Origin of the sequence: Actinokineospora enzanensis DSM 44649 (assembly GCF_000374445.1) — a bacterium.
GTDB lineage: Bacteria > Actinomycetota > Actinomycetes > Mycobacteriales > Pseudonocardiaceae > Actinokineospora > Actinokineospora enzanensis.
On record NZ_KB894416.1, the window covers coordinates 11577 to 37234 of the forward strand.

General features: G+C 70.7%; 27 protein-coding genes. 12 read left to right on the plus strand and 15 right to left on the minus strand.

Annotated elements, in window-relative coordinates:
• Positions 1-2: 2 nt before the first annotated feature.
• Together C503_RS0117600 and C503_RS0117605 are read right to left on the minus strand one after the other, a co-directional pair.
• Complete coding sequence (locus tag C503_RS0117600; protein WP_026316417.1) at positions 3-1955, minus strand: vWA domain-containing protein; 1953 nt, start codon at positions 1953-1955, stop codon at positions 3-5.
• Complete coding sequence (locus C503_RS0117605; protein WP_026316418.1) at positions 1952-3349, minus strand: ATP-binding protein; 1398 nt, start codon at positions 3347-3349, stop codon at positions 1952-1954. The genes C503_RS0117600 and C503_RS0117605 overlap by 4 nt, the downstream gene beginning before the upstream one ends.
• A gap of 837 nt (positions 3350-4186) precedes the next feature.
• On the opposite strand from C503_RS0117605, the gene C503_RS0117610 reads away from it, so the two are divergent.
• The 3 genes from C503_RS0117610 to C503_RS0117620 all read left to right on the plus strand — a co-directional run bounded on the left by C503_RS0117610 (position 4187) and on the right by C503_RS0117620 (position 6268).
• Positions 4187-4981: a hypothetical protein gene (locus C503_RS0117610; protein ID WP_033400728.1), complete on the plus strand. Its 795-nt coding sequence runs from the start codon at positions 4187-4189 to the stop codon at positions 4979-4981.
• Positions 4982-5382: 401 nt separating this feature from the next.
• Complete coding sequence (locus C503_RS0117615; protein ID WP_018683537.1) at positions 5383-5955, plus strand: hypothetical protein; 573 nt, start codon at positions 5383-5385, stop codon at positions 5953-5955.
• 37 nt (positions 5956-5992) lie between these two features.
• A complete protein-coding gene (locus C503_RS0117620) occupies positions 5993-6268 on the plus strand; it encodes a hypothetical protein (RefSeq protein WP_018683538.1) in 276 nt (91 codons plus the stop codon).
• A gap of 58 nt (positions 6269-6326) precedes the next feature.
• Here C503_RS0117620 and C503_RS0117625 read toward each other — a convergent pair whose 3' ends face one another.
• The 3 genes from C503_RS0117625 to fabG all read right to left on the minus strand — a co-directional run bounded on the left by C503_RS0117625 (position 6327) and on the right by fabG (position 9150).
• Entirely contained in the window at positions 6327-7367 is a 1041-nt protein-coding gene (locus C503_RS0117625) for a ferrochelatase (protein ID WP_018683539.1), read from the minus strand.
• Positions 7364-8131: an enoyl-ACP reductase FabI gene (gene fabI, locus C503_RS0117630; protein ID WP_026316419.1), complete on the minus strand. Its 768-nt coding sequence runs from the start codon at positions 8129-8131 to the stop codon at positions 7364-7366. The genes C503_RS0117625 and fabI overlap by 4 nt, the downstream gene beginning before the upstream one ends.
• A gap of 314 nt (positions 8132-8445) precedes the next feature.
• A complete protein-coding gene (gene fabG, locus C503_RS0117635; RefSeq protein ID WP_018683541.1) occupies positions 8446-9150 on the minus strand; it encodes a beta-ketoacyl-ACP reductase in 705 nt (234 codons plus the stop codon).
• A 138-nt stretch (positions 9151-9288) separates the two neighbouring features.
• Between fabG and C503_RS0117640 the strand changes: the two genes are divergently transcribed.
• A complete protein-coding gene (locus C503_RS0117640; RefSeq protein WP_051114865.1) occupies positions 9289-9918 on the plus strand; it encodes a DUF2461 family protein in 630 nt (209 codons plus the stop codon).
• A 27-nt stretch (positions 9919-9945) separates the two neighbouring features.
• Here C503_RS0117640 and C503_RS0117645 read toward each other — a convergent pair whose 3' ends face one another.
• The 6 genes from C503_RS0117645 to C503_RS0117670 form a co-directional block, all read right to left on the minus strand.
• Positions 9946-10929, minus strand: a complete 984-nt coding sequence (locus C503_RS0117645; RefSeq protein WP_026316420.1) for a VWA domain-containing protein — start codon at positions 10927-10929, stop codon at positions 9946-9948.
• A gap of 5 nt (positions 10930-10934) precedes the next feature.
• Positions 10935-11816 (minus strand): DUF58 domain-containing protein, encoded by an 882-nt coding sequence (locus tag C503_RS0117650; RefSeq protein ID WP_084477190.1) that lies wholly within the window; start codon positions 11814-11816, stop codon positions 10935-10937.
• Positions 11817-11881: 65 nt separating this feature from the next.
• Positions 11882-12952: an AAA family ATPase gene (locus tag C503_RS0117655; RefSeq protein WP_018683545.1), complete on the minus strand. Its 1071-nt coding sequence runs from the start codon at positions 12950-12952 to the stop codon at positions 11882-11884.
• Positions 12953-13014: 62 nt separating this feature from the next.
• Positions 13015-13560 (minus strand): molybdenum cofactor guanylyltransferase, encoded by a 546-nt coding sequence (gene mobA / locus C503_RS0117660; RefSeq protein WP_018683546.1) that lies wholly within the window; start codon positions 13558-13560, stop codon positions 13015-13017.
• A gap of 65 nt (positions 13561-13625) precedes the next feature.
• Positions 13626-14828, minus strand: a complete 1203-nt coding sequence (locus tag C503_RS0117665; protein ID WP_018683547.1) for an FAD-dependent oxidoreductase — start codon at positions 14826-14828, stop codon at positions 13626-13628.
• Complete coding sequence (locus tag C503_RS0117670; protein ID WP_033400740.1) at positions 14810-15427, minus strand: PadR family transcriptional regulator; 618 nt, start codon at positions 15425-15427, stop codon at positions 14810-14812. Before C503_RS0117670 ends, C503_RS0117665 begins: the two co-directional genes overlap by 19 nt.
• A 132-nt stretch (positions 15428-15559) precedes the next feature.
• On the opposite strand from C503_RS0117670, the gene C503_RS39745 reads away from it, so the two are divergent.
• Genes C503_RS39745 through C503_RS0117685 form a run of 3 tightly spaced genes read left to right on the plus strand, consistent with a single transcriptional unit; the run spans position 15560 to position 17619 of the window.
• Positions 15560-16246 (plus strand): GNAT family N-acetyltransferase, encoded by a 687-nt coding sequence (locus C503_RS39745; RefSeq protein ID WP_018683549.1) that lies wholly within the window; start codon positions 15560-15562, stop codon positions 16244-16246.
• 40 nt (positions 16247-16286) lie between these two features.
• The gene (gene ligD, locus C503_RS0117680) at positions 16287-17246 is read left to right on the plus strand and encodes a non-homologous end-joining DNA ligase (protein ID WP_018683550.1); all 960 of its coding nucleotides are present in this window, start codon (positions 16287-16289) and stop codon (positions 17244-17246) included.
• 10 nt (positions 17247-17256) lie between these two features.
• Entirely contained in the window at positions 17257-17619 is a 363-nt protein-coding gene (locus C503_RS0117685; protein WP_026316422.1) for a hypothetical protein, read from the plus strand.
• Here C503_RS0117685 and C503_RS39750 read toward each other — a convergent pair.
• Positions 17605-19566, minus strand: coding sequence for a PEP/pyruvate-binding domain-containing protein (locus C503_RS39750; protein WP_018683552.1), 1962 nt, complete (start codon positions 19564-19566; stop codon positions 17605-17607). The genes C503_RS0117685 and C503_RS39750 overlap by 15 nt on opposite strands.
• A 117-nt stretch (positions 19567-19683) precedes the next feature.
• Here C503_RS39750 and C503_RS0117695 point away from each other — a divergent pair, with 117 nt between their 5' ends.
• The 3 genes from C503_RS0117695 to C503_RS46020 all read left to right on the plus strand — a co-directional run bounded on the left by C503_RS0117695 (position 19684) and on the right by C503_RS46020 (position 21001).
• On the plus strand, positions 19684-20277 hold the full coding sequence (locus C503_RS0117695; RefSeq protein WP_018683553.1) for an ArsR/SmtB family transcription factor: 594 nt from the start codon (positions 19684-19686) through the stop codon (positions 20275-20277).
• 2 nt (positions 20278-20279) lie between these two features.
• Positions 20280-20690 carry a VOC family protein gene (locus tag C503_RS0117700; RefSeq protein WP_018683554.1) on the plus strand — a complete coding sequence of 137 codons (411 nt, stop codon included), beginning with the start codon at positions 20280-20282 and terminating at the stop codon, positions 20688-20690.
• A gap of 140 nt (positions 20691-20830) precedes the next feature.
• A complete protein-coding gene (locus C503_RS46020) occupies positions 20831-21001 on the plus strand; it encodes a hypothetical protein (RefSeq protein ID WP_018683555.1) in 171 nt (56 codons plus the stop codon).
• Between the two features lie 7 nt (positions 21002-21008).
• Here C503_RS46020 and C503_RS0117710 read toward each other — a convergent pair whose 3' ends face one another.
• From C503_RS0117710 to C503_RS0117720, 3 genes are all read right to left on the minus strand, one after another.
• Entirely contained in the window at positions 21009-21434 is a 426-nt protein-coding gene (locus C503_RS0117710; protein ID WP_026316423.1) for a pyridoxamine 5'-phosphate oxidase family protein, read from the minus strand.
• Between the two features lie 28 nt (positions 21435-21462).
• Positions 21463-22158: an SDR family oxidoreductase gene (locus C503_RS0117715; protein ID WP_018683557.1), complete on the minus strand. Its 696-nt coding sequence runs from the start codon at positions 22156-22158 to the stop codon at positions 21463-21465.
• Between the two features lie 64 nt (positions 22159-22222).
• Entirely contained in the window at positions 22223-22918 is a 696-nt protein-coding gene (locus C503_RS0117720) for an SDR family oxidoreductase (protein WP_018683558.1), read from the minus strand.
• Positions 22919-23009: 91 nt separating this feature from the next.
• On the opposite strand from C503_RS0117720, the gene C503_RS0117725 reads away from it, so the two are divergent.
• Positions 23010-25034, plus strand: coding sequence for a S9 family peptidase (locus C503_RS0117725; protein WP_018683559.1), 2025 nt, complete (start codon positions 23010-23012; stop codon positions 25032-25034).
• A 229-nt stretch (positions 25035-25263) separates the two neighbouring features.
• Entirely contained in the window at positions 25264-25470 is a 207-nt protein-coding gene (locus tag C503_RS0117730) for a hypothetical protein (RefSeq protein WP_018683560.1), read from the plus strand.
• The last annotated feature ends 188 nt before the right edge of the window (positions 25471-25658 follow it).

Consider the following 25658-nt stretch of genomic DNA (forward strand, 5'->3'; position numbering starts at 1 on the left):
GGTCAGCGGGTTTTTCGGTTGCGTAGGTAGTCGCCCACCACCGCGGTACCCAGGCCATCCAGGTCGGGGGCTACCACCCGGCCGTTGCCTCTGCGGGCGATCACGTCCACGAAGGCGGCGAGGCTCGGGTCCTCGCCGAGCATGAAGACGGTCACCGAGGCGCCCAGCTTGGCCAGGGTGTCCACTTCGGACAGGGTTTTGCGGAGGGTGTCCTGGGTGGTGGGGTAGTGGAAGACCGGTTCGCCGTCCGGTTCCAGGTGGGCGGTGGGCTCGCCGTCCGTCACCACCAGGACCACCGGGCGAGCATCGGGGTGGCGGCGGAGATGGCGGGCGGCCAGGAGCAGGGCGTGGTGGAGGTTGGTGCCTTGCTCCCAGACCCCCTCCAGGGCGGTCAGTTCGCCGATGTCCACTGTGGCGGCGTGGCGGCCGAAGGTGATCAGTTCCAGGGCGTCCGAGCGGAAGCGGGTGCTGATCAGGTGGTGCAGCGCCAGAGCCGTGCGCTTCATCGGGATCCAGCGGCCGTCCTGGACCATCGACCAGGACGTGTCCACGCACAGGGCCACGGCGGCACGGGCGCGCTGTTCGGTTTCCGCTACCTCCACATCGGACACGTCCAGTCGGACGCGGCCGGAGCCTGCCGATGCCGAGCGCAAAACGGCGTTGCGGACGGTTCGGGCGACGTCCCAGGGTTCGGTGTCCCCGAAGGTCCAGGCGCGGGTGGCACCCGTCAGTTCGCCTGCGGCACCCGCACCGGCGGTGTCACGTTCGCCTCGACGGGAGCGCATGGCGCCGATGACCTCGCTCAGGGCTGTCTCGCCCAGGCGGCGTAGTGCTTTGGGGGACAGCACCAGGGAGCCGTCCGGGGCTCGGTCCAGCAAGCCCTGGGCGCGCAGCTCTCGTTCCAGTTCGGACAAGCGGCGGGCGTCGACGCCTGCTTCGTCGCCCAGTTGGCGTTGCAGGGCTTCCAGGTCGATGTCTTCCAGGCGAGCACCCGGATACGACTGGGACAGCTGTTCCGCCAGGGCATCCAGCTCCGCGAGGTCGGACATCGCCTGGGCCCCCTCGCCCAGGCCCAATGGGTCCTGGCCACGGAAACGGGCCGAGGAAGTCCAGTCCTCGCCGGGGCGGAGGGCGCGGAGGTTGGCGTCCAGGGTGGCCACCTGTTCGGCGAAGCGGGGGTCGCCGAAGGCGTTGCCCATCAGCTCGCCCAGCTCGGCGCGCTGTTGGGCGCTCATCGAGTTCATCATGCGTTGGGCGGCGGCGGCGCGGGCGGCCAACGCGTCGATGAGTTCCTCCACCGTGCGCGGGTTCTCCGGGAAGAACTCGCCGTGGTCGTGCATGAACCGGGCGAACTGGTCCTTGGTGTCGTCACCGCGCAGGTGGGCCAGCAGCAGGGAGTTCAGGGCCGCCATCATCTCGCGGATGCGTTCGGTGTCCTCCGGGCTCATCTGGTTCAGGGCCTGTTTCATGCCCTGGAACCGGGACTCCATCAGGTCCTGTCCCAGTTTGTCCCGGATCTGCTCGTACGCCTCGCGCGCCGTGGACGATCGCCAGTCGTAGTCGGCCAGGTCACGGACGGCGGCCGCGGTGCCGGGTGGCAACGCGTCCAACTGGGCTTCGCGGAAGCGGGCGTCGTCGGAGGGATCCGGGAAAAGTTCCGTTCGTTCCGCCTCCAGCGCGCGGTCCAGCAGCTGGCGAACCTCGGTGAGGGTGCCGTCGAGTCGGTGTCGGCGTTGGATCCTGGAGCGGCGCTCCCACAGCCTGCGGGTCAGCTCGTCCAGGCCGGTCGTATTGTCGGTGCCCCGCCGCAGTAACTCCTCCAGCGCGGCTCGGGGGGACGAGCCCTCCATGACGTCTCGGCCGAGGGCCTCCAAGGCGGCGCGGAGGTCCACGGGTGGGGCAAGAGGGTCCGGGCCCTCGTGCCAGGGGCCGTAGTGGTAGCTGTCTGCCGTCACGGGCCGTACACCGCCTCCCCGTCGGACGAGTCCTTGGCCAGTTTTCGGGTCAGGTACAGGTATTCCAACGCCAGCTCGACGGCGGCGGCGATACGGCCGGGGGCGTCGGTGGCACGCACGTCCAGGCGGGCCGCGACCTCGTGCAGTACCGGGAGCTCCGGCAGGGCGGCCAGCAGTTCGCTGCCCGGTACCCGCTCCCCCGTCGCCACCAGGTGTCCGTCGACGACCGCGTCGACCAGTGGGCCCAGGTCGAGACCGCCGAAGCGGTCGCGGGCCGTCTCGGCGACGGCGCGACGCAGCAGGTGGGTGAGGTGTTCGGTCTCCCGGCCTTCCTCACCCGACTCGAACTCCAGCTTGCCGCGCAGTACGGCCGGGACCGACTCCAGGTCGATCGGCCGGGCCACCGCCGGATCCTCACCGATCAGCGCGGACCGGCGCAGGGCGGCCGCGCCCACGGTCTCGGCGGCGGCGACGGCGAACCGGGCCGAGACGCCGGAGCGCTGGTCGACCGCGCTGGAGTCGCGCAGGTTGCGGACGAAGCGGGCGATGACCTCAAGGAGCTCGTCGCCCACCTCGGCGACCAGGTCGGCCTCCTGGCGGACGACGTCGACCTCCGCGTGCACGCTGCGCGGGTAGTGGGTGCGCACCTCGGCGCCGAAGCGGTCCTTGAGCGGGGTGATGATGCGGCCGCGGTTGGTGTAGTCCTCGGGGTTCGCGGTGGCCACCAGCAGCACGTCCAACGGCAGCCGCAGGGTGTAGCCGCGGACCTGGATGTCCCGCTCCTCCATCACGTTCAACAGCGCCACCTGGATGCGCTCGGCCAGGTCGGGCAGCTCGTTGACCGCCACCACGCCCCGGTGCGCGCGCGGGACCAGTCCGAAGTGGATGGTCTCGGGGTCGCCCAGGGTGCGGCCCTCGGCCACCCGCACCGGGTCGACATCGCCGATCAGGTCACCGACGGAGGTGTCCGGGGTGGCCAGCTTCTCGGTGTAACGCTCGGAGCGGTGCCGCCAGGCGACCGGCAGGTCGTCGCCCAGCTCGGCGGCGCGGCGGATCGAGACCGGGGTGATCGGTTCCAGCGGGTGTTCGCCCAGCTCGGAACCCTCGATCACCGGGGTCCACTCGTCCAGCAGGCCGACGAGGGTGCGCAGGAGGCGGGTCTTGCCCTGGCCGCGCTCGCCCAGCAGGACGATGTCGTGGCCTGCCAGAAGTGCACGCTCCAGCTGGGGAAGGACGGTCTGGCCGAACCCGACGATGCCGGGCCAGGGGTCGCGGCCCGCGCGGAGGGCGGAGAGCAGGTTATCCCGGATCTCGACCTTCACACCCTTGGGCGTGTGGCCCTGTGCGCGCAGCTCACCGGCGGTGCGGGGCAGCGATGCTGGGGGCGTGTTCACAGACGTCACGCTGTGACGCTACGCAGGTTTGCCCACGTAGTCGACGTGGAGTGCGCTGTGTTTATTGGCCGCGGCTTCGCCGCGGCGGCGGGATCGCCTTCAGCCGGTCTCTTCCCACCCGATCCCACTCGGCCCTGGGGGCCTCCTGGGATCGGGTGGGAAGAGACCGGCGCGATCCCGCGTGGTGGTCGAGTCAGGGGTGGCCGAGGTGGGGGTGGGGGGTGGGGGTGGGGGGCTCGTGGTTGTTGAACGGGCTCCAGGATGGCCAACGCGATCAAGGACGTTGCCGCCATCGCCGCCAGCGCGGCAGTTTCGTCCGATTTGACCAGGTTGGACAACCACAGGTACGCGATCCAGCACCACCGCACAGGCTCCTCTCTCAACTCAGCCACCCCTAACCCAGCCACCACGCGGGATCGCGCCGGTCTCTTCCCGTCCAATCGCGTTCGGCCCCCCGGGCCGCACGCGATTGGACGGGAAGAGACCGGCTGAAGGCGATCCCGCCGCGAGGCGGAGCCGAGCCAATAAACACAGCAGCAGCCGCTATCCCTCCCTAAAAGCCGCACCCGCCCCCTGGAGCACACTCGCCCTTCCCAGAGCCACTCCCTTCCCAGAGCCACTCCTCTCCCTAGAGCCGCTCCCTCCTCTAGAGCACACTCCCCCTCACCAGAGCCACTTCCCCTCTCCAAAGCACACTCCCCTCCCTAGACCCACTTCCCCTCCCCAGAGCACACTCCCCCTCCTTAGAGCACACCGCCCCTAGAACACACCTCCCCTCTCACCTCCCCAGCCCCACCAACCCCCCTCCACCCACCCCATCCACTAAACTCAGTTCTCGTGTCAACTCCGAGTGCCACGTTCGCCGTCTGGGTGTCGGCGTGGCTGAACGGTTCGGCTGCCGCGGACGACGTGTTGGACGCGTTGCGCCACTGGGCCGAGCTGCACGACGTGGTCGCTGTCGACGAGTCCACCGCGGACAATCTGGACGTCCCGCTGCGTGGTCGGGCCGGGGGCCCGATCGCGGGTCTGCTCGCCGCCGTGCGCCGGGCCGAGTGCACCGGGGGCCGGATGGTCCTGCCGGTGCCGGGGGACGTCCGTGGCCTGGGTGGCCGTAGCGAGTTCGCGGGTGTCGCGCTGCACGCGGGTGAGGCGGTCGTGCTGCACGGTGCCCCGTTGGGGCTGGTTCCCGAGCCGATCGCGGACGGTGTGTTGCGCTGGACCGTGTTCGACATCGGCGACGCGCCCGCGACCGAGCATGTGCCGCTGGGCGAGGCCGAGCACGAGCTGACCGGGGCCATGCGGGTGGCGGCGGGCGTGCTGACCGAGCTGGGGGTGGCCAAGCACCGGGCGGGTGTGCGCGAGGAGATCACCGCCCGGGTGGCGCACCGGACGGCGGCCACCTGGCCGGAGGGCACGCCGCCGCGGGCGTTGCGGGTGTTGCAGCGGGCCAACGAGGTGTCCGCGATCCTGGAGCTGGCCGCCGAGGACGCTCCCGGTAACGCGTTGTCATCATCTTCCGCGCGCAGGCGGGCCGAGGCGCTACGGCCGCTGACGGACGCGGTACGGATCGCCCGACTGGCGGCGGTCGACGAAGCGGTGCGGGTCTTCTCGGAGCACGCCGACAGTCGTTGAGCTTGGTCGGCACCCAGCCTTCGGACCAATCCCCGTCTGGGCGATAAGGCAGGTTCGCGACCGCGCCGGTCACCACCGGCGCGGTCGTCGGCGCGCGCGGTTAATCGACATACGTGGAAGAATCTCCGGACTACCCATCAGTCTGGTTGTAGGTCACCGGGAATTCCCGCGCAACTTGCGGGAAGCACTTCTCCTGTAGACCTTCCGACCCCGACCCTCGCGGAACCCTTGCGCTACCTGCGGATCTCACCACGTGACCACCGAACTCCGTGGCGGAGCAGGGCAAACGAGCCGCGCGGCGCCGACATAACCCGGTGCTATGGGTCTTTGGGATGAGCGGCGCCCGACGATCTCCCCGATAGTGATCGCACTGGACCATCCGCTGTTACCGGAGTCACACGATGACCGCACAACTACTCGACCCCAAGCAGGCCGCCCGGCCGCTGGCCCTGGACACCAACCACCTGGGGGCCCTGCAGATGGTCGCGCGCGGCGAGGTCGGTGCCTACGGGGCTGGGGCCGCGTTGCGCCACCGCACCGACGACCTCGGCGTGCTGATGGTGAGCGCGCTGTTCACGCTGCGTCGGGACGGTTTCATCGGGTTCGGCGACGCCGTGCCCGACCCGCACGACGGCTGGCTGCGCGCGGGCCTGACCTCGGCGGGCGAGCGGCTGCTGGACATCTGGCTGCGCCGCGGCCGCCGTTCCCCGGACGAGGCCGCGCGCACCCGCGACTGGTTCGTGCTGCTGCGCTGCGCCCAGCGCGGTGACCTGGGCATGACCGAGAACAACCAGGTCGTGGACCGGGGCACGCCGGTGGAGAGCAGGCTGGCGGCACGGATGCGCGAGCTGGTCAGCGCGGGCCACCTGATCGTCGGCTCGGCCCGGCTGCGGGACTGCCGCATGATCACATTGAGCGAGACCGGCAGGCAGCTGCACACCCGGCTGGACCTGTCGCAGTCCAACCACGGTTAGAACCAGAGCAGAGACGAGGGCGGTGAGAGCGGTGCACATGGGCAGGGATCCACGCGGCGAGGTCTGCTGGGGAACCAGCGCCTCCTACGGCGGCCGGGCGCACGTGGTGCTGATGAGCGGCACCTCCGGCCTCTGCGGGCTGCCTGTGGAGACGCGCTACCGGGAACGCCCGCACGCGCGCACCGTCTGCCCCGAATGCGCGATCGCCTATGTCGCCGCGGTCTTCCCGACCGACACGGCGTACTCAACCGACATCACGACCACTTCGGCTGCTGCGCCAGACCTCCGGCACGAGGTCCGGCTGCGCGCCTGAATACGGGAGCGGCGCCGGAGGTCCCCCTGCACCCCCGGCGCCGCTTCCCCGTTTTTCCTTACCGGACAGGCCGTTTCGGCGCCTCGCAGCACGCGACCGCGCACAGTGCCCCGTTGGCGGTGCAGCCCGCGGCCGGGAAGTCCGACAGCTTGGCCGGTTCCGCCTCGCCCAGGTGCTCGCGGACCAGGCTCACCACCAACTCGGCGAACCGCGGGTCGCCGTTCGGGGTGGCCGCGCGGGCGAACGCCATGCCCAGCTCGGCGGCCTTCTCGGCGGCCTCGGTGTCGAGGTCCCAGACGACCTCCAGGTGGTCGCTGACGAACCCGATCGGGCTCACCACCACCGCGCGCACGCCCCGCCCGTGCAGGGCCTCGACGTGGTCGACGATGTCCGGCGCCAGCCACGGCACCTGCGGCGGACCCGACCGCGACTGCCACACCACGTCGAACTCGGCCACCCCCACCTCGGCGGCCACCAGCCGAGCCGCCTCGGCCACCTGCCGCGAGTAGCGCCTGCCACCCTCGCCCGGCGGGCCCGCGGACCGGTCGGCGGTCTCCGGCACCGAGTGCGCGGTGAACACCAGCCGGTAGTCCGCGGGCACCGTCGCGGCGGCCGCGCGGACCGCGTCCGCCACCGCGGCGACGAACAGCGGGTGGTCGAAGAACTGGCGCAGCTTCACCAGGTCGGGCGCGTCCGGGCCGACCGCGTCCCGCGCCCGCGCGATGTCCTCGTGGTACTGCCTGCACGCCGAGTAGCCGCCGTACGCGCTGGTGGGGAACACCAACGCGCGGCGGACCCCGGCGGCGGCCATCTCCGCCACGGTGTCCTCGACCATCGGGTGCCAGTTGCGGTTGCCGAAGTAGACCGGCAGGTCCAGGCCCTGGCGCGCCAGCTCGGCCTGGACCGCGGCGATCGCCTCGCGGTTGAGCCGGTTGATCGGCGAGACGCCGCCGAAGTGCTGGTAGTGCGCCTCGACCTCGTCCAGCCGCTCCGGCGGGATCCCCCGGCCGCGGGTGACGTTCTCCAGGAACGGCCGCACCTCGGCCGGGCCCTCCGGCCCGCCGAAGGACAGCCACAGCAGCGCGTCGACCACGGTCACATCCCCAGGGCGTGCACGCCCCCGTCGACCCACACCATCGAGCCGGTGGTGGACGGCAGCCAGTCCGACAGCAGCGCGCACACCGACTTGGCCACCGGGGTCGCGTCGTTGACGTCCCAGCCCAGCGGCGCGCGGCTGCCCCAGCCTGCCTCCAGGTCGGCGAACCCGGGGATGGACTTGGCGGCCATGGTCCGGATCGGGCCGGCGGCCACCAGGTTCACCCGGATGCCCTTGGGGCCCAGCTCGCGCGCCAGGTAGCGGTTGACCGACTCGAACGCGGCCTTCGCCACGCCCATCCAGTTGTAGGCGGGCCAGGCGACGCGCGCGTCGAAGTCCAGGCCGACGACCGAGCCGCCCGCGCCCATCAGCGGCAGCGCGGCGACGGCCAGCGACTTGAGCGAGTACGCGGAGACCTCGACCGCCACCGACACGTCCGACCACGGCGCGTCCAGGAACGGGGCGCCCAGGCAGCTCTGCGGCGCGAACCCGATGGAGTGCACGACGCCGTCGAGGCCGTCCACGTGCTCGCGCACCCGGTCGGCCAGCGAGTCGAGCTGCTCCTGGTTCTGCACGTCCAGCTCCACCACCGGGGCGGGCTGCGGCAGCCGCTTGGCGATCCGCTCGACCAGGCTGAGCCTGCCGAACCCGGTGAGCACCACCTGCGCGCCCTGTTCCTGGGCCACCTTCGCGGTGTGGAAGGCCATGGACGCGTCGGTGATCACGCCGGTGATCAGCAGCCGCTTGCCATCGAGCAGTCCGGACATCTCCGTCCCTTCGGTCATGGGTTGTGTCGCTGGTGAGTCTGGTGGCTCAAGCATCCCGTGACGTTCCCGGTGCCGTGGCGACGGTGTGGTTGCCAAGTCGGGAACGATGCCGGGCGGGGATGAGGGGGTGGGTGGCGGGAGGAAGAGAGACTAGTGGTGCGACCCAGAACGTCGGCCGTGTATCGGCGGGTCCACGGCGTGGCTGACGGTGCCGCCGAGACGACCTCGTACTGGATGTACTTGGTCGTTTCCGGCGGTGCCGCCAGGCACGTCGTGGGCGGGTCGAGACATGGTCGACGTTCTGGGTCGCACCACTAGTGACCCATTCCCAGGCCGCCGTCTACGGGAAGTACTGCGCCGGTGATGTAGCCGGCGGCGTCGGAGGTGAGGAAGGTGACCGCGGCGGCGACCTCCTCCGGCGTGGCGTAACGGCCGGCGGGCACGGCGGCGAGGATCTGCTGCTTGCGCTCCTCGCCCAGCGCGTCGGTCATGTCGGTGGCGACGAACCCGGGGGCGACCACGTTGGCGGTGATGTTGCGCGACCCCAGCTCGCGCGCGATCGACCGGGCCATGCCGACCAGACCGGCCTTGCTGGCCGCGTAGTTGACCTGACCGGGCGAACCCATCAGACCCACCACGGACGAGATGTAGACGATCCGGCCCCAGCGCGCGCGCAGCATCCCCCGGGTGGCGCGCTTGGTGACGCGCCACGCGCCGGTGAGGTTCGCGTCCAGCACGCGGGTGAACTGCTCCTCGCCCATGCGCATCAACAGCGTGTCGTCGGTGACGCCCGCGTTGGCCACCAGGATCTCCACCGGCCCGTGCGCGTCCTCGACCTCGCCGAACGCCGCGTCGACCGCCGCCATGTCGGTGACGTCGCACTGGACCCCGAACAACCCGTCCGGCGCGCCCGACCCTCGGTGGGTGACCGCGACCTTGTCGCCGCGCTCCCGGTAAGCCAGCGCGATCGCCAGCCCGATGCCCCGGTTGCCGCCCGTGACCAGTACCGACCGTCCCATGTGCCGTTGCCCCATCCGCCTGATTAGCCGTCTCCCCGGAGGCTATCTGCTGCCGTGGTCACCGGACCCGACCGGGTGTTCGTCACTTTCCGCGCCAGCGCGATCTCTCGGTGTCACCGCGAGCCGTACAATCCACCCATGCCCCGACACTTCACCGGTTGGCCGGAGCAGGCGTACGAGGTTCTCCTCCGCCTGGATGGGGTGCCGTCACCGGATACCCGCGAGGCCGTGCGCGCCGACCGCGAACGGCTCGTGCGGGAACCGATGGTGGCGCTGCTGAACGAGCTCGCCGACGCGAACCCCCGGCTCGGGGATTGGTCGGTATGGCGCTATGGCAGGAACCTGTGGTGGTGGCAGCACCAGTGCGCGGTCGTGCGGTTGGCGCGGAACGTGGAGATGGGACTGCGGTTCGATCTGGACGGGCTGCACGTGAAAGGCGCCTGGCACTACCCGGATCCGGCGCAGGTCCGGTCGTTTCGGGCCGCGGTCGCGGACGAGGCGTCGGGCGGCGAACTGGTTCGGATCATCGAGGGGTTACCCGAGCGGTACGACGTGGGCGGGGATGTGATGAAGCGGGGGCCTCGGGAGTACCCGGAGAAGCATCCCCGGGTGGGGTTGTTGCGGTACCGGTCGTTGATCGCCGGGTGCGGGGTGGGGTCGGAGGAGTCGTTGCGCAGCGGGGAGGTGTTGAAGGAGGTCGTGGTGGTGGCCGAGGAGCTGGCGGACCTGTTGTCGTGGTTGGCCCGGTACGTGACCGAGCCTGTCTGAGCCGGACGGAGCCCGATGGCCCGTTTCCTACGGGAGCCGCTGGCTCACGAACAGCGAGGCGGCCGCCGCGATGACCGCCAGCAGCGTGCCCAGGATCAGCCACGGCCGGCTCGCGTCGGCTTCCTTGATCTCGTAGCCGATCTGCTCGCCCAGGGTGTCGTAGACCTTGCGGAGCTGGTCGGCGGTGGCGGCCTTGTAGAAGTCGCCGCTGGAGAGGGTGGCGATCTCCTCCATGGCGGAGTCGTCGACGGCCACGGACTGCGGCTGGCCCTCGATCTCCACGGTGCCGTCGGCGGTGCCGAAGGAGATCGTGGTGATGGGGATCTTCTTCTGGGCGGCGGCCTTGGCGGCGGTGAAGGAGCCCCTCGGGTCGTTCTCGTTCTCGGTGGGGACGGTTTGTTTGCCGTCGGACATGAGCACGATGCGGGCCGGGGGCGGGCCCTCCGGACCGCCGACCACCTGGGAGAAGCCCTCGATGGACTGCAGGGCGGCGAAGATGGCCTCACCGGTCGCGGTGGACTGGGCGAGCTTCAGGTTATCGATGGCCTTGGCCACGCCGCCGCGGTCGGTGGTGGGGGCGACCAGGACGGTCGCCGTGCCCGCGAAGGTGATCAGGCCCAGGTTGACGCCGGGGGTGAGGCCCTCGGCGAACGACTTCGCGGCCACCTGGGCGGCCTTCAGCCGGGTGGGGGCCACGTCGGTGGCCTCCATCGACAGCGACACGTCGATGACCAGGATGACCGTGGCGCGGTTCCGGGGGACGCGCTGTTCGGCGGTCGGGCCTGCCATGGCGGTGGTCAGCAACAGCAGCGAGATCACCAGGGCGATGGCGGGGATGTGCCGGAAACGGTTCGGTTTGGCCGAGGAGACGCGTTCCAGCAGTTGCAGATTGGTGAACCGCATCGTGCGCTTCTTGCGTGCGCGCTGGACGAACACGTAGCCGACGGCCAGGCCGACGATCCCGATGACGAGCAGGAACCACCACGGGGCGGCGAAGTTGCGGAAGCTCAGACCGTTCATGCCGCACCCCCCGACCAGCGACGCTTGCGGGACACCACGAAGCGGACCGTGTCCGCGATCCAGTCCGAGTCCGTGCGCAGCACCAGGTGCCCGCTGCCCGCACGGCGGATGCCCGCCGCCACCGCGTCCCGGTGTTCGGCCGCGGCGGCCGCGAACTCCTTGCGCAGCAACGGGGATGCCGTGACCTCGCGCTGACGTCCGGTCTCCGGGTCGGCCAGGACGACCGTCCCGACGTCCGGCAGGTCGACGTCACGCGGGTCGACGACCTCGACGCACACCAGCTCGTGCCGCAGGGACAACGCGCGCAGCGGGCGTTGCCATTCCGTCTCGCCCAGGAAGTCCGAGACGACGACGGCCAGGCCGCGACGGCGTGGGGGCCTGCGCAGTTGTTCGATCGCGTCCGAGAGGTCGCCGCGGACGCCCTCCGGGGCACGCGGGGTCTCGGCGACGCGACGGACCAGGCCGCGGGCGTGCGCGAGGCCGCCGCGGGCCGGGACGCGGATGGTGGTGTCGCCGGTGGAGATCAGGGCGCCGATGCGGTTGCCGCCGCCCCTGGTCAGGTGGGCGATGGCGGCGACGGCGGCCACCGCAAGGTCGCGCTTCTCGCAGCCCGCGGTGCCGAAGTCGAGGCTGGCGGACAGGTCGACCACGACCCAGGTCTCCAGCTCGCGGTCGGCGACGGTCTCCCGGATGTGCGGGACCGTGGTGCGCGCGGTGACCGCCCAGTCCATCCGGCGCACGTCGTCACCGGGCTGGTACGGGCGGGCCTCGCCGGGTTCGGAGCCGGGACCGGGCACCAGGCCCAGGTGGTTGCCCTGGAGCAGGCCGTCCAACCGGCGCCGGACGTCGATCTCCAGCAGGCGCAGGCCCGCCTCCATGCGGTCGCCGCGCAGCACCGGCGGAACCCAGTTCGGGCGCTCCCCCTCGGTGTTCCTCTGCCTGCTCACGGCCTGCCGTTCACCCCGGCGGGCGGCTGGTGCCCGAGCGCCTGCGGGCGCGCGGAGACCTGCGGCAGCGGCACGGTCTGCAGCACGCGCGAGATCATGTGCTCGATCGGCACCCCGTCGGCCAGCGCGTCGTAGGAGAGCACGAGCCGGTGGCGCAGCACGTCGGGCACCACGTCCACGACGTCCTGCGGCAGCACGTAGTCGCGCCCGCGCACCAGGGCCAGCGCCCGGGACGCCGCGACGATGCCGAGGCTCGCCCGCGGTGACGCGCCGTAGGCGATCCACCCGGCGACGTCGGCCAGCCCGTGCTCGGCCGGGGTACGCGTGGCGAGCACGAGTCGCACGGTGTAGTCGACCAGCGCGTGGTGCACGAACACGTTGGCGGCGACCCCCTGCAACCGGACGAGCTCCTCCGGCGTGAGCACCTGGCTGGGCTCCGGCGGGGTCACCCCCATCCGGTAGACGATCTCCCGCTCCTCCTCGACCGTCGGATACTCGACGATGATCTTGAACAGGAACCGGTCCCGCTGCGCCTCGGGCAGCGGGTAGACACCCTCGTTCTCGATCGGGTTCTGGGTGGCCAGCACGAGGAACGGGGTCGGCATCGGGAACGTCCGGCCGCCGATGGACACGTGCCGCTCGGCCATGACCTCCAGCATCGCGGACTGCACCTTGGCGGGCGCCCGGTTGATCTCGTCGGCGAGCACGAAGTTCGCCACCACCGGCCCGAGCTCGACATCGAACCGCTCGCTGCCCTGCCGGTAGATCCGGGTGCCCAGGATGTCGGCGGGCACCAGGTCCGGCGTGAACTGCACGCGCGAGAACGAGCCACCGACCACCCGCGCGAACGTCTCCACCGCGAGCGTCTTCGCCACACCGGGCACGCCCTCCAGCAGCAGGTGCCCCTTGGCCAGCAGACCGACCAGCATCCGCTCGACCAGGCGATCCTGCCCCACGATCACCCGCTTGACCTCGAACACGGTCCGTTCGAGCAGCTGCGCGTCCCGCGCGGGGGTGGTGGGCGTCTCGCTCGCGAGCTCGGCCTGCCCAGGCTCGGTCACCGGCATCCTCCTCATGGCCTACGTCTGCCCCCACACCCAACCCCACGGACGGTGAGGGCACTGTGAGTTCAATCTGGGAACGCCTCAAGATCACTGGGAACGTCGATGTCGTGGGCGGAACCGTCGACATCTTGCACCTGGACGGGTGACAGCCCGGACAGGACTCGGTGGAGGGACATGCCTTCGGGGCGCTCCGGCATGTGTTCGCTGAGGACTGTGGTGCGCCAGGCGCTGAGAAGCCATTGGGGGCGCGCTTCTTGATCGATGAGGACTGCTCCGGTTTCCTTCACCGCGTCGACCAGTCGCTCCACGGTTCCCCGGGTGACCTGGGGGAGGTCTGCGGCCAGGACGGCGACCGTGGGGGTGGTGATGGTGGCAAGGCCTGCCGCCAGCGCTGCGAGCGGACCGGAGCCCTGGGGGTGCTCCCTGATCCAGCGGACGTGGGTGGTGGTGCGTCGTCTGGGGCCTACGACGGTGATCTCGGTGGCCCCGGTTGCCGCTTGGAGGGCGCGGTCGAGCATGGGGGTGCCGTTGACGATCAGGGCGGGTTTGTCGATACCGCCTAGGCGGGTGGCTTTGCCGCCTGCCAGGACGATCGCGGACCAGGGGGGCATGGTGGGGATTCTGCCGCTTCACCTTTGACGCGGCCCTGGTCCGGACCGATTCCTGGGTCGTATGGTCAGCGGGCGGTTACCCGCGCCTCCCAGTCGATGGTGTGGCCGTGTGTCTCTCGGAACATCCGCTCCGGGGTGAGGATGGTTCGGACCAGCAATGGCGCGACCAGTGCGGAAAGAGTCCGGGCGACCGGCCCCGCCGCCTTGGAGTTGTTGACCCGTCGAGCAGCGGCGGCGATCTTCTCCACCCGGCCGCGACGCAACGACTCGTAGGCGGCGAACGCCGACGGAAGGTCCGGTAGGTCGCGCAGGCATCGAGCCAATTGCACCGCGCTCTCCGCCGTGATTGATACACCTTGCCCCGAGCTGGGTGACGGCGCGTGCACCGAGTCCCCGACCAGGACCATCCGGTCCCGGTACCACCGGTCGGGCGTCGGAAGGATCTCCATCGACCCGGCCAACTCCAGCTCCTGCGTCCCGGCCACCACCACCCGCGCCGGGTAGTCGTCCGCGTGGGCCTCGCGCAGTCGGCGAAGCCACTCCGTGGTCGGTGTGGCCTGCATTTCCGCCATGGACATGTTCGTCGGGTCGGGCAGGTTGCTGAACCACATCATGCCGCCGTCAGGCGTGGCCCAGTACCCGAAGAACGCCCGTTTCCCCTGGGCGAAATGCATGGCATCCGGGTCCTCCAGCCCCGGGACGGACGGCCCGTACCCACCGATCCCCAGCAGCCCCACCGGCTCGGGTCCGCGCGCCGAAGGATCGATCAGCCCCCGCACCGTCGACCGGATCCCGTCGGCGCCGATCAGCACGTCGGCCGTGGCCTTGCTCCCGTCCGCGAACACCGCCGTGATGCTGTCCGCCGATTCCGCCACGGACACCAACCGTTTCCCGTACTCGACTTTCACGCCCTTCGCGAGCGCGTTGTCGTTGAGCACCCGGTAGAGGTCCGACCGCCACAGGGTCCGGGCGGCGGGCAGGCCGGGCAGGCCGGAGAACGCCATGACCTTCTTGCCCTGGCTGTTCTCCATCACCATGGTCCGAGTGGTCTGCCCCAGTTGTCCCACTTGCTCGCCGACCCCCACGGCGGCCAATGCGTTCAATCCGTTCGGTGCGATCTGGATGACGCCCCCGACGCCGTCCGCCGGGCTGTCGTAGGCCTCGTACATGGTGACGTCCACTCCGGCCTGGCGCAGTGCCGCGCCGACGACCGGGCCCGCGATACCGCCGCCGATGACCAGTGCCGTGCCTATTGCTCCCCTGCCCATGACTTTGTCCCCTCTTCGAAGAACTCCCGCCAGGCCCGGATGTATTCCGGGTCCCGAAGGCCGTCGATGAGGTCGGTGACGAGCCGCTGCTCCGCCTGCAGGAGGGCGAGCCGGTAGTCCTCCTCGATCAGGAAGACCCACATGACACCGCTCTCCCGCGCCGTGGCGATGTTCGACCGGATCTCCGCCGCCGTCGCGTCGAGTGCCAGGAGGCGTTCTCGGAGCAATCGGATCGCTTCGTCCGGTTCGAGCACACCCAGCAGGGACAGCGCGACACCGAAGCGGGGGTACTCGTGTTCCGGTTGGGACACCAGTTCCCGCATCCAGTCGTACATCTCCGCGCGGCCGCTGTCGGTGAGCGCGTAGACGGTGCGCTCGGGCCGGGCGGTGTCGCGCACGGTCTCCTGTTCGGTGATGAAACCCGCCTTCCGCAGCTGCTCCACGACCATGTAGAGCGAGCCCCGGTTGTATTTGATGTCGCGGTCCTTGCCGGTCTCCTTGAGCCGCTTCCCCATCTCGTACGGGTGCAGCGGTTCGACCACCAGGCCGCACAGCACCGCCAACGCCAGCGGGTTCGCCACCGCGCGCCGCTTCGCCACCACTCCCTCATTTCCAGCCTGGACTCAACTATCCAGGCTCAACTAGTCAGTGTCAACTATTTAGTCTCGGACCATGGTCCGCCCAGCGTGGCACGGCCCCGGTCGGGGTCCCACTTTTGGTTGACTGTGCGGGTGACCCAGATCGACACTCCCCTCCCCGAGTTGATCGAACGCTGGCAGCGCGGCTGGGCCGCCTCGCGCGGGTTCGACCCCGCCACACCGGTGCCGGGCGGGCTGCTGGTCGACATCAGGCTGCCGCACCGGCAGACCGAGCTGATCTCGCTGACCCCCGACGACCTCGACTCGGTGCGCGCCCTGGCCGAGCAGGCGGCCGCCGCCGACGTGCCGGTGTGGCTGACCGTGATGACGCACCTCCCCGTCGAGGTCGACCGGATCATGCGCGCGGCCGGGCTGAGCACGCTGCCCGACGAGTCCCTGATGGGCACCGACCTGTCGACCCACCCGCACCCCGGCCTCCCGGACGGGTACACGCTGGACGTGACCGTCGAGCGGGACGTCGTCACGGCCGTGGTGCTGCACTCCTCCGGCGCCTCCGCCGCGCGCGGGTACCTGGCCGTGGTGGGTACCGACGGGATCGCGGACATGATCAGCACCGAGCCCGCGCACCAGCGCCGGGGGCTGGGTCGGGCGGTCATGGGAGCGCTCGCCGAGGCCGGTCGGGGGCTCGGCGCCACCACGGGTCTGCTGCTGGCCAGCCCGCAGGGCCGGGAGCTGTACGCGTCGCTGGGCTGGCGGCTGTGCTCCCGCGCCGTGGTCGGCAAGCCGGTGGCCGGTTCGTACAGCGCACCCGCCGGGTGAAACGGTTTCCGCGGATGCCGTCGGCGGCTAGGTTGGCGGCATGGCGAGCACCAGCCCCGCGGTGGAGATCGAGGTCGACGGCCTCGCGGTCCGGGTGTCCAATCCGGACCGGGTGTACTTCCCGGCGCGCGGGGAGACCAAGCTCGACCTGGTGAACTACTACCTGTCGGTGGGCGCGGGCATCGTCCGGGCGCTGCGCGAACGGCCGTGCATGCTGCACCGGTTCCCCAGCGGCGTGAGCGGTGACAAGGTGCACCAGAAGCGCGTCCCGCACGGCGCGCCGCCGTGGCTGGAGACCGTGCGGCTGCACTTCCCCCGCTACAACCGGTATGCCGACGAACTGTGCGTGACCAAACTGGCCGATGTGGCCTGGGCGGTCCAGATGTCCACTGTGGAGTTCCACCCGTGGAACTCGCGGCGCGCGGACACCGAGCGGCCGGACGAGTGGCGGATCGACCTGGACCCGATGCCCGAGTGCGGCTACGACCGGGTGCGCCGGGTCGCGCACGTGGCCCACGAGGTGCTCGACGAGCTGGGCGCGACCGGCTGGGTGAAGACCTCCGGCGGGCGTGGCCTGCACATCTACGTGCGGATCGCCCCGGAGTGGGGGTTCGCCGACGTCCGCCGGGCCGCGCTGGCGTTCGCCCGCGAGGTGCAGCGGCGCGCGCCGGACGAGGTGACCACGACCTGGTGGCGCAAGGACCGCGACCCGGCCGCGCTGTTCGTCGACTACAACCAGAACACGCGTGATCACACGATCGCCAGTGCCTACTCGGTGCGCGGCGTGCCGGAGGCGTACGTGTCGACCCCGCTGCGCTGGGACGAGATCGACGACGCCGACCCCCGGGACTTCACCATCGCCACCGTCCCGGCCCGCTTCGCCGAGCTGGGCGACCTGCACGCGGGCATCGACGACACCGCCTACCGGCTGGACGAGCTGCTCTCCTCGGCCGACCGCGACGAACGAGAAGGCGCCACCGATCCGGGTGAACCGGACTAAGATCGACCTCGTGTTGGAGATCGGAAACCGACGGCGGGCGCAGCCCCCGCCACCTGCCGTGCTGTTCGAGGCGCTGACGAAGCCGCACCGCGACCCTACCCGACCGTGGCTGCTGTTACTGAAGGACGAGCAGGAACCGCAGATCCTGGAGGCGGTCGAGCCATCGTTGGTGGTGTGGTCGTCGCTGTGGACGCGGCGGCCGGACGCGGTGATCCGCTTCACGCTGGAGCCGGGGGAAAACGCGAACGGGACGGCGTTGCACTGGGCGTTGCTGGTGGACGAGCCCGAGCCGGACGCGTCGCTGGTCGGGCATCTGCGCAAGCGGTTGAACGAACTCATCCACCGGGACCTGCGGCACTCATTCGGCCAGTGACTCTTGTCCACTGTCCACTGTGCTGGTTCCGGTCGTCGTTCGATCGAGCTCGAAGCGGCCGCTGATCAGGTGCGGATACGGGGGCAGCTCCCGGTACCGGCGGTAGGCCTCGCGGCGGGCGGGGATGGACCTGAGGGACTTCTCGTCGCCTGCCAGGAGGGTGAGGGTCTCCTCGAAGGTGAGCATGAAGACGTCGTCGCCTTGGTCGGTAAGTTCGCCCGCGCGGACCAGGAACGCGCGGAGGACGGAGAACACCCGCGCCTTCTCCGATCTCGCCCGCTCGCGGACACGGCCTGCCACCGCCGCCTTGTCCAGTTGTCCGCGTAACCGGGCTGCTTTCTTCGGATGCTTTCGCGACATTCGGTCCCAGGCTTCCTCGCACTCCTGTTCCGGTGGCGCTTCATCCACTTCGGACCTGTCCGGCCAGTCGGGATCCTCGGCAGGCCGGGGCACCGACACCTCGAACTCGTCAGCGCAGCGGTGTCCCCATTGGCGCACATAGGTTTCACGGTCTGTCTCACCCGTGTACAGCCTCGCCTGCTCCGGGTCGTATACGGCCGCCAGAAGTTCGGCATCCTCTTTGGCCAGTCGCTGAAGCTTGGCTGTCAGACGTTCTCCCGTGCGATCGGCGCGTGTGCCCGCGTCAAGAATCACGCAGTCGCGGCGCAACAGCGAGTCCACATCGGATCGCCAAAGGGCGAGCAGCTCACCGCGCGTCGCGCACCGGGCGATGCGTTCGCGTAATACGGCACAGCGGGCCGGTGTGCGGGCGAGGAGTTCGGGGAGACGGCGGCGGTCTTCGCGGTTCCGGCGTAACAGGGGAATCGCGCCTTTGGCCGTCTCGACAAGGATCCGCCCCCGGGACATCGGCAACGCGGGCATCTCGGTGCCGCGCGGAATGTCGCGTCGGGCGAGCCTGCCCAGGCCCAATGCCGTGCCCACGGCCAATCGCGGGCTCAGGTTCAGGTAGAGACGACCACCGATGTTGCCGGTCGCCGGGACGTCCCCCAACCTCGCCTGCGCCAACACCCGCACGAGCGACCAGGTAGCGGGCGTCATCACGCTCGGCACATCTGCGGCGGCCCACAGGAAGTCACCGACCAGACTGTCGTTCCACACCTCGGCCACCGTCGCCGCGATCGGCCGCGCCTGCAACAACGCGAACCCGCTCCCGTCCCGGACCCACTCGACGTCGACCGGTACACCGTAAAGCTCCCGCACCCGCTCCCCCAGCGCGACAAGCTCCAACACCTTCTCGGTATCGAGAACCGCCGCCATCCGCGACGTCTCCAACACCGGCACACCCAGCACAGCCTTGTCGACGACCTCGCGCCGTACTTCCGCCCCACCCCGGACGACATAACTGTCCGCATTGATCCGACCGCTCCCCGACCCCCACGAGGCATTGACCACGGACTCGGTCGGATCACCGGTCACCGGATTCGCCGTGCACAACACCCCGGCAGCCCTGATCTCCACCATCCGCTGCACGACAACCCCCGCCGCCAGCCCGTCCTCGGCCACCCCCGACCGCGCCCGATAGGCCACCGCCCGGTCCGTCCACAACGACGCCCAACACTTCCGGATCGCGTCGAGCACCGCAGGCAGCCCCGTCACCCCAAGAAAGGTGTCGTACTGCCCCACCAGATCGCCCGCCTCCGCCACCACCGATGCCCGCACCGCGACCGGGCCCCCACCAAGCTCGTCATAGGCCTGCTCGACCGCCCGCACCACGGCAGGCGGCATCGCCACCCGGACGAACGCGGCCGGATCACCGTGGCGGGTGTCGGGGAAGAGAAACTCCCGGTAGGCATCGGTGGTGACGTGAAAGCCCGGCGGCACCGGCAACCCCGCCCGCACCATGACCGCGAGCGCGGCACCCTTGCCACCGACGGTCACCACATCGGCGGCCGGATCACCCAGCCCCAGCACCAACCCCTCACCCATGGCCGACATCCTGGCACCCAACCCGACCAATGCCCACCACCATCAAACCCCGACCGAGCGGGCTCCTTGCCCAAGCCGCAAGTTGACAAGAAAGTTTGTCAATGCGACCGTGGACCCATGCACGAGGTGGCGGTGATCGACGATCCCGGAGCGGCCGAGGTCTCCCTCGACCCGGTCCGCGCCCGCCTGCTCGCCGAACTGGCCGAGCCAGGCTCCGCCACCACCCTCGCCCGTCGCGTCGGCCTGACCAGGCAAAAGGTCAACTACCACCTGCGCACCCTCGAACAACACGGCCTGATCGAACTGGTAGAGGAGCGCCGCAAAGGCGGCCTCACCGAACGCGTCCTGCAAGCCACCGCCGCCGCATACGTGATCTCGCCGAGCGCCCTCCCGGCCGTCGAGCCCGACCCGGCCCGCTCCCCCGACCGCCTGTCCGCCCGCTGGCTGCTCGCCCTCGCCGCGCGGTTGGTGCGGGACGTCGGCGAGCTGATCACCGGAGCGACCAAGGCACGCAAACCATTGGCCACGTTCGCGGTCGACGGCGAGGTGCGGTTCGCGTCGGCGGCGGATCGGGCCGGGTTCGCGGAAGAGTTGACTGCGACACTGACGTCGTTGGTGGCCAAGTATCACGACGAGGGCGCGGCACACGGGCGGACGCACCGGATCGTGGTGGCCGTGCATCCGAAGGTTCGACGAGAAGAGAAGGATTGACGATGTTCGTTCCGGTGTCCAGCATCATGGTCGACGACCAGGACAAGGCCCTGGCGTTCTACACCGACGTGCTCGGCTTCGTGAAGAAGCACGACATCCCCATCGGCGGCGCCAAGTGGCTGACCGTCGTGTCCCCGGACGCGCCGGACGGGGTGGAGCTGCTGCTCGAACCGGACGGCAACCCGGGGATCCGGATCGAGGGCAAGCCCGCCGCGCAGGTCTACAAGAAGACCCTCTACGACGCGGGCATCCCGTACACGATGCTCGGCACCAAGGACCTGCAGGCCGATTACGAGCGGATGAAGGAACTCGGCGTCACCTTCACCCAGGAGCCCGCGAAGACCGGGTTCGGCGCGCAGGCCGTGTTCGACGACACCTGCGGCAACCTGATCGTGCTCGTGCAGCAGGACTGACCGGTGGACAAGAGATCCAGTGGCGCGACCGGAACGTCGGCCGTGTATCGACCGGTCCACGGCGTGTCCGGCTCGGCGCGGACCCAGCTCTCGGCGAACGCGTCCGCCGCACCCCCGAGAACCCGGAACCCATCGAGGGCGTGGTCGACCTGCGCGCCGAACACCTCCTCGGCATCCGCACCGAGCACGGCCGCTACCGCTTCACCGCCGATGCCCGACACCGCATGGTGAACACGATCCAGTACTTCTACGGTGTCACCATCGACCGCGCGGCACGCACCGCCGCCTGGCAGTCCTGGATCGAGGCGTGAACCCGGGTCAGCTCGAACCGAGATCCGCGGACAGCCAGTGCTCGGGCCGCAGGTGGATCGCCAGCTGTTCGCCGTGGTTCGCCTCGGCGAACGCGATGTACGCGGCCAACCGGTCGGCCGGGATGTAGCGGCCTGCCATCTCGCGGAGCATCTCGGGCGTGCCGGGTTCGGTGCGCGTGACCGGGCCCTCCACCGATACGTACCGGACCGTGGGCAGCACCCGTTCGGCCAGCAGCGAGAACCGGCCCGCGGCCGCGATCAGCCTGGCCTTGCGCGAGTGCACACCGGTCAGCACCCACAGCTCGCCGCCGGGCTCATACTGGTACCAGATCGGCACCAGCAGCGGGGCCCGTCCGTCCTCTGCGGACACCGCCAACGACCCGATGTGCGGTTCGGCAAGGAAAAGCTCGCGTTCCGCCACTGTCAACGCCATGTCCCGAACATACGGGAGGAAGGCGCCGTCAGACCGGTTGTCCCTTCGGGCGCACCACGATCGTGTTCACGTCCACCCCGACGGGTTGCGTGATCGCCCAGACGATCGCGGCGGCGGTCTGGTCGGCGGTGAGCAGTCCGCCCTCGGGCAGGTCGCCGTTCCAGAACGGCGTCTCCACCCGACCGGGTCCGATCAGCGTGACCCCGATGCCGTCCTCGGTGACCGCGCGGCGCGTGTTCTCCGCGAGTCCGGTCATCGCCCATTTCGTGGCGCCGTAGAGGTTCCCGGGCGTGTGCACGAATCCCGCCACACTGCCCACCAGCACGATCCGGCCCTTGGTCGCGCGCAAAGCCGCCACCGCCGCGCGAATGAGCAACGCGGGACCGAGCACATTGGTCAGCACCATGTCGCGCCAGCCCTCGGGGTCACCGTCGATCACGCTGTCGTGGGTCCCGAAACCCGCGTTGGCGACCACCACGTCCAGCCGCCCGAAGCGCGCGACCGTGTCGCGGACGGCCCCGTCCACGGTGTCCCAGTCGGCGGCGTCGCCCGCGATGGTGTGCAGCGTGCCCGGCCTGCCCACCGAGTCCGCGAAACCGGACAGCCGATCCGTGTCCCGGCCGGTGATCGTCACGCGGTGGCCGAGATCGAGCAGCTGCCGAGCGGCGGCCGCGCCGATCCCGCTGCCACCGCCGGTGATCAGGGCTACCGGTGCGTCGGTCATGCTTCTCCCTCTGGGTCGTCGAGCCCCGGAGGTTAGCCGCTGGAGCGCGCGCCAGGTCAAGCCGTTATAGCCGCTGTCCCACCGGACGAACCACGATCGTGTTCACGTCCACGCCCGCGGGTTGGCCGATCGCCCAGACGATCGTCGACGCGGTCTCGGCGGCGCCCAGATAGTGGCCTTCCGGCCGGTCGGCGGGCCAGAACGGCGTGTCCACCCGGCCGGGCGCGACCAGCGTGACGCCGATGCCGTCCTCGGTGACCGCGCGGCGGGTGTTCTCCGCGAGACCGGTCAACGCCCACTTCGTCGCGCCGTAGAGGTCACCGGGAGTGTTGACGAACCCGACCACACTGCCCACGAGCACGATCCGTCCGCGAGTCTTCCTCAGTTCCGCCACCGCGGCGCGGATGAGCAGCGCCGGGCCGAGCACGTTGGTCAACACCATCTCGCGCCACCGCGTCGGGTCGCCGTCCACCACCGAGTCGAGCGTGCCAGAGCCCGCGTTGGCGACCACGACGTCCAACCGGCCGAAGCGCGCCACGGTGTCGTCGACAGCGGCGCGGACCCCGTCCCAGTCTGTCGTGTCGCCGACGAGTGTCAGCAGATTGTCATTGCCCGGTAAGGAATCCGCGTGGCTCGCCAACCGGTCCGCGTTCCGACCGGTGATCGCGACACGGTGGCCGAGATCGAGCAGTTCGCGCGCTGCGGCGGCGCCGATCCCGCTCCCGCCGCCGGTGATGAGGACAACCGGGGAGTCGGTCATGCACTCCACTCTATGGCCGGTGTTCAGCCGTCGCTGAACCACTGGTCGGACCTGGGGCACGCCGCGGGACCGGACTTCGGTATAAGAAGACGTGATCTTCGACGCGGATGACCAACCCGCCGCGGGCCCCCTCGCCGATCTCGCGGGCTACATCGACATGCCCCAGGTGGCCGGTCTGTGGCTGGCCCCGGACGGACGCTCGCTGGTGGTCGGGGCGGCCCGGCCGGACCACACGGGAACCCGCTACCGGAAGGCGTTGTGGGCGGTCGACCCGACGGGCGAGCGGCCCGCGCGCAGGCTGACCAGGGGCGCGGAGGGCGAGATCGGCGTCGGCTTCACACCTTCGGGGGACCTGCTGTTCGCCTCCACCCGCCCCGACCCTGGCGCCGAGGACGGCCAGGCGCTGTGGCGGCTGCCCGCCGCGGGCGGCGACCCGGAGGTGGTGGCCCGGCCGTCCGGTGGCGTGCGCGGGGTGTCGGTCGCCGCGAACGGCACGGTCGTGCTCGGCTCGGGACTGCTGCCCGCGGCCGTCGACGTCGAGTCCGACCGGGCGATGCGCGCGCGCCGGGACGACCTGGGCGTGTCGGCGATCCTGCACGAGGAGTTCCCGATCCGGCACTGGGACCACGACCTCGGCCCGGACCGCACCAGGCTGCTGGCGCTCGGCGACACCCCGGACGACCTGCGCGACCTCACCGGCCACGTGGGACGCGCGCTGGGTGAGGACGCCACCTGGGACATCACCCCGGACGGCGGCACGGTGGTGTCGATGTGGGCGGTCGGCGAGCCGTGCGGCTCCCAGCGGTACTCGATCGTCGCCATCGACACCGCCACCGGCGCGCGGCGCGTGCTGGCCGACGACCCGGACTACGAGTACGACGCACCGCGCGTGTCGCCGGACGGCACGCGGGTCGCGTTCGTGGTGCAGCGCCGCAAGGACCCGCACGACCCCGGCGACCGCTGGCTGGGCGTGCTTCCCTTGGCGGGCGGCGAGATCACGCACGTCGCGCGCGAGTGGGACCGTTGGCCGCACTCGCCGCGGTGGACCCCGGACGGCGCCTCGCTGGTGGTCACCGCCGACCACCTGGGCCGGTCCCCGCTGTGGCTGGTCGACCTCGCGACCGGCGAACCGACCCGCCTCACCGACGACGACGGCGCCTACTGCGACGCGCGGGTCTCCCCGGACGGCCGGTACGTGTACGCGCTGCGGTCCGCGCTCGACGGTCCGCCCGCGCCGGTGCGGGTGGACCTGTCCGACCGGACGATCACCCCGCTGCCCGGCCCGGCCGAGGCGCTCGGCCTGGTCGCCCGGATCCGCGGCAGGCTCACCGAGGTCACCACGACCGCCGCCGACGGCACCCCGCTGCGCGCCTGGCTGACGCTGCCCGAGGACGCGGGCCCGGACGCGCCCGCGCCGCTGTTGCTGTGGGTGCACGGCGGTCCCGTCCTGTCCCGGAACAACTGGTCGTGGCGCTGGAACCCGTGGATCCTGGTCGCCCGCGGCTACGCGGTGCTGATGCCCGACCCCGCCCTGTCCACCGGCTACGGCATCGACTTCGTCCGCCGCGGCTGGGGCTCCTGGGGCCAGACCCCGTACACCGACCTGATGACGATCACCGACGCCGCGCTCACCCGCCCCGATCTCGACCCCACCCGCGTCGGCGCCATGGGCGGCTCGTTCGGCGGCTACATGTGCAACTGGATCGCGGGCCACACCGACCGCTTCGCCGCCATCGTCAGCCACGCCTCCGTCTGGGACCTCGACCAGTCCACCGACACCGCCGACATCGCCCACGACTTCCGCCGCGAGATGACCCCGGAGATGGCCGAGGCCAACTCGCCGCACCACTTCGCCGACCAGGTGCACACCCCGATGCTGGTCATCCACGGCGACCGCGACTACCGCGTCCCGATCAACGAGGCCCTGCGGCTGTGGTGGGACCTGTCCGCCCGCTCCCCGGCCGCAAACAGCCCGCACCGGTTCCTGTACTTCCCGGACGAGAACCACTTCGTCCTCGCCCCCGGCAATATCCGCGTCTGGTACGCGACGGTGCTGGCCTTCCTGGCCCAACACGTGCTGGGCGAGGAGTGGCACCGACCGGACCTGCTGGGGTAGACGGTCCGTTCCCATGTCCCGGTCCGGAACCTCGGCTGTTCCGGGACACGGCCGAGATTCCGGAACCGGGCTTACTTCGTGACGCACCGAACAAGACGGTCGCCACGAACGGGCGTCCGGTGTCCCCCGAAGGGCGGTGTTGTCCCCCGAAGAACCGTCATTCGCACACGTCGCGAAACCGCTGTACTGGGACCCGCACCGACACCGCCGAGCCGCACGAGGAGATGCCATGCGGCCTTGCACGAGGGCGATGGGCGCCGTCGCGGTACTGCTCGCGACGCTCCCGCTCTCGACCGGCTCCTACCAGCTCGTCGGCGAACAGCCGAGAACGGTGGTCCGGGTCAGCACCCGCCCGACGCCGCCCCCGGCACCCCGCCCGGCGACGACGGAGTACCCCTGCTCGGCGTCGGTGGACCCTTGCCCGTTAGTGGACTGACCGGCGCTCGGCACGTTCCGCAACGGCCCGCTCGATCACGGTGGGACACCAGCGCGTCCGGTGCACGCTCGGCGATGACCACCGGACACAAGGTCACCCTCCCCCGCGCGAGGGGGCACCCGGCGATCCGGGCCCGACTCGGGCGAGCCGGGCCCGGATCGTCCACTATGGATGAACCGGGTGCCCCG

Excerpts from the sequence above, each read along its gene's own strand:
- C503_RS0117695 (WP_018683553.1), top strand. The coding sequence starts at position 19,684 with ATGCACGAGGTGGCGGTGATCGACGATCCCGGAGCGGCCGAGGTCTCC.
- C503_RS39750 (WP_018683552.1), bottom strand. The coding sequence starts at position 19,566 with ATGGGTGAGGGGTTGGTGCTGGGGCTGGGTGATCCGGCCGCCGATGTG.
- C503_RS0117720 (WP_018683558.1), bottom strand. The coding sequence starts at position 22,918 with ATGACCGACTCCCCGGTTGTCCTCATCACCGGCGGCGGGAGCGGGATC.
- C503_RS0117710 (WP_026316423.1), bottom strand. The coding sequence starts at position 21,434 with ATGGCGTTGACAGTGGCGGAACGCGAGCTTTTCCTTGCCGAACCGCAC.
- C503_RS0117665 (WP_018683547.1), bottom strand. The coding sequence starts at position 14,828 with ATGGGCAGGGGAGCAATAGGCACGGCACTGGTCATCGGCGGCGGTATC.
- C503_RS0117655 (WP_018683545.1), bottom strand. The coding sequence starts at position 12,952 with ATGCCGGTGACCGAGCCTGGGCAGGCCGAGCTCGCGAGCGAGACGCCC.
- C503_RS0117715 (WP_018683557.1), bottom strand. The coding sequence starts at position 22,158 with ATGACCGACGCACCGGTAGCCCTGATCACCGGCGGTGGCAGCGGGATC.
- fabI (WP_026316419.1), bottom strand. The coding sequence starts at position 8,131 with ATGTCCGGACTGCTCGATGGCAAGCGGCTGCTGATCACCGGCGTGATC.
- C503_RS0117640 (WP_051114865.1), top strand. The coding sequence starts at position 9,289 with ATGCCCCGACACTTCACCGGTTGGCCGGAGCAGGCGTACGAGGTTCTC.
- C503_RS0117615 (WP_018683537.1), top strand. The coding sequence starts at position 5,383 with ATGACCGCACAACTACTCGACCCCAAGCAGGCCGCCCGGCCGCTGGCC.
- fabG (WP_018683541.1), bottom strand. The coding sequence starts at position 9,150 with ATGGGACGGTCGGTACTGGTCACGGGCGGCAACCGGGGCATCGGGCTG.
- mobA (WP_018683546.1), bottom strand. The coding sequence starts at position 13,560 with ATGCCCCCCTGGTCCGCGATCGTCCTGGCAGGCGGCAAAGCCACCCGC.
- C503_RS0117650 (WP_084477190.1), bottom strand. The coding sequence starts at position 11,816 with ATGGAGGCGGGCCTGCGCCTGCTGGAGATCGACGTCCGGCGCCGGTTG.
- C503_RS0117620 (WP_018683538.1), top strand. The coding sequence starts at position 5,993 with ATGGGCAGGGATCCACGCGGCGAGGTCTGCTGGGGAACCAGCGCCTCC.
- C503_RS0117730 (WP_018683560.1), top strand. The coding sequence starts at position 25,264 with ATGCGGCCTTGCACGAGGGCGATGGGCGCCGTCGCGGTACTGCTCGCG.
- C503_RS0117700 (WP_018683554.1), top strand. The coding sequence starts at position 20,280 with ATGTTCGTTCCGGTGTCCAGCATCATGGTCGACGACCAGGACAAGGCC.
- ligD (WP_018683550.1), top strand. The coding sequence starts at position 16,287 with ATGGCGAGCACCAGCCCCGCGGTGGAGATCGAGGTCGACGGCCTCGCG.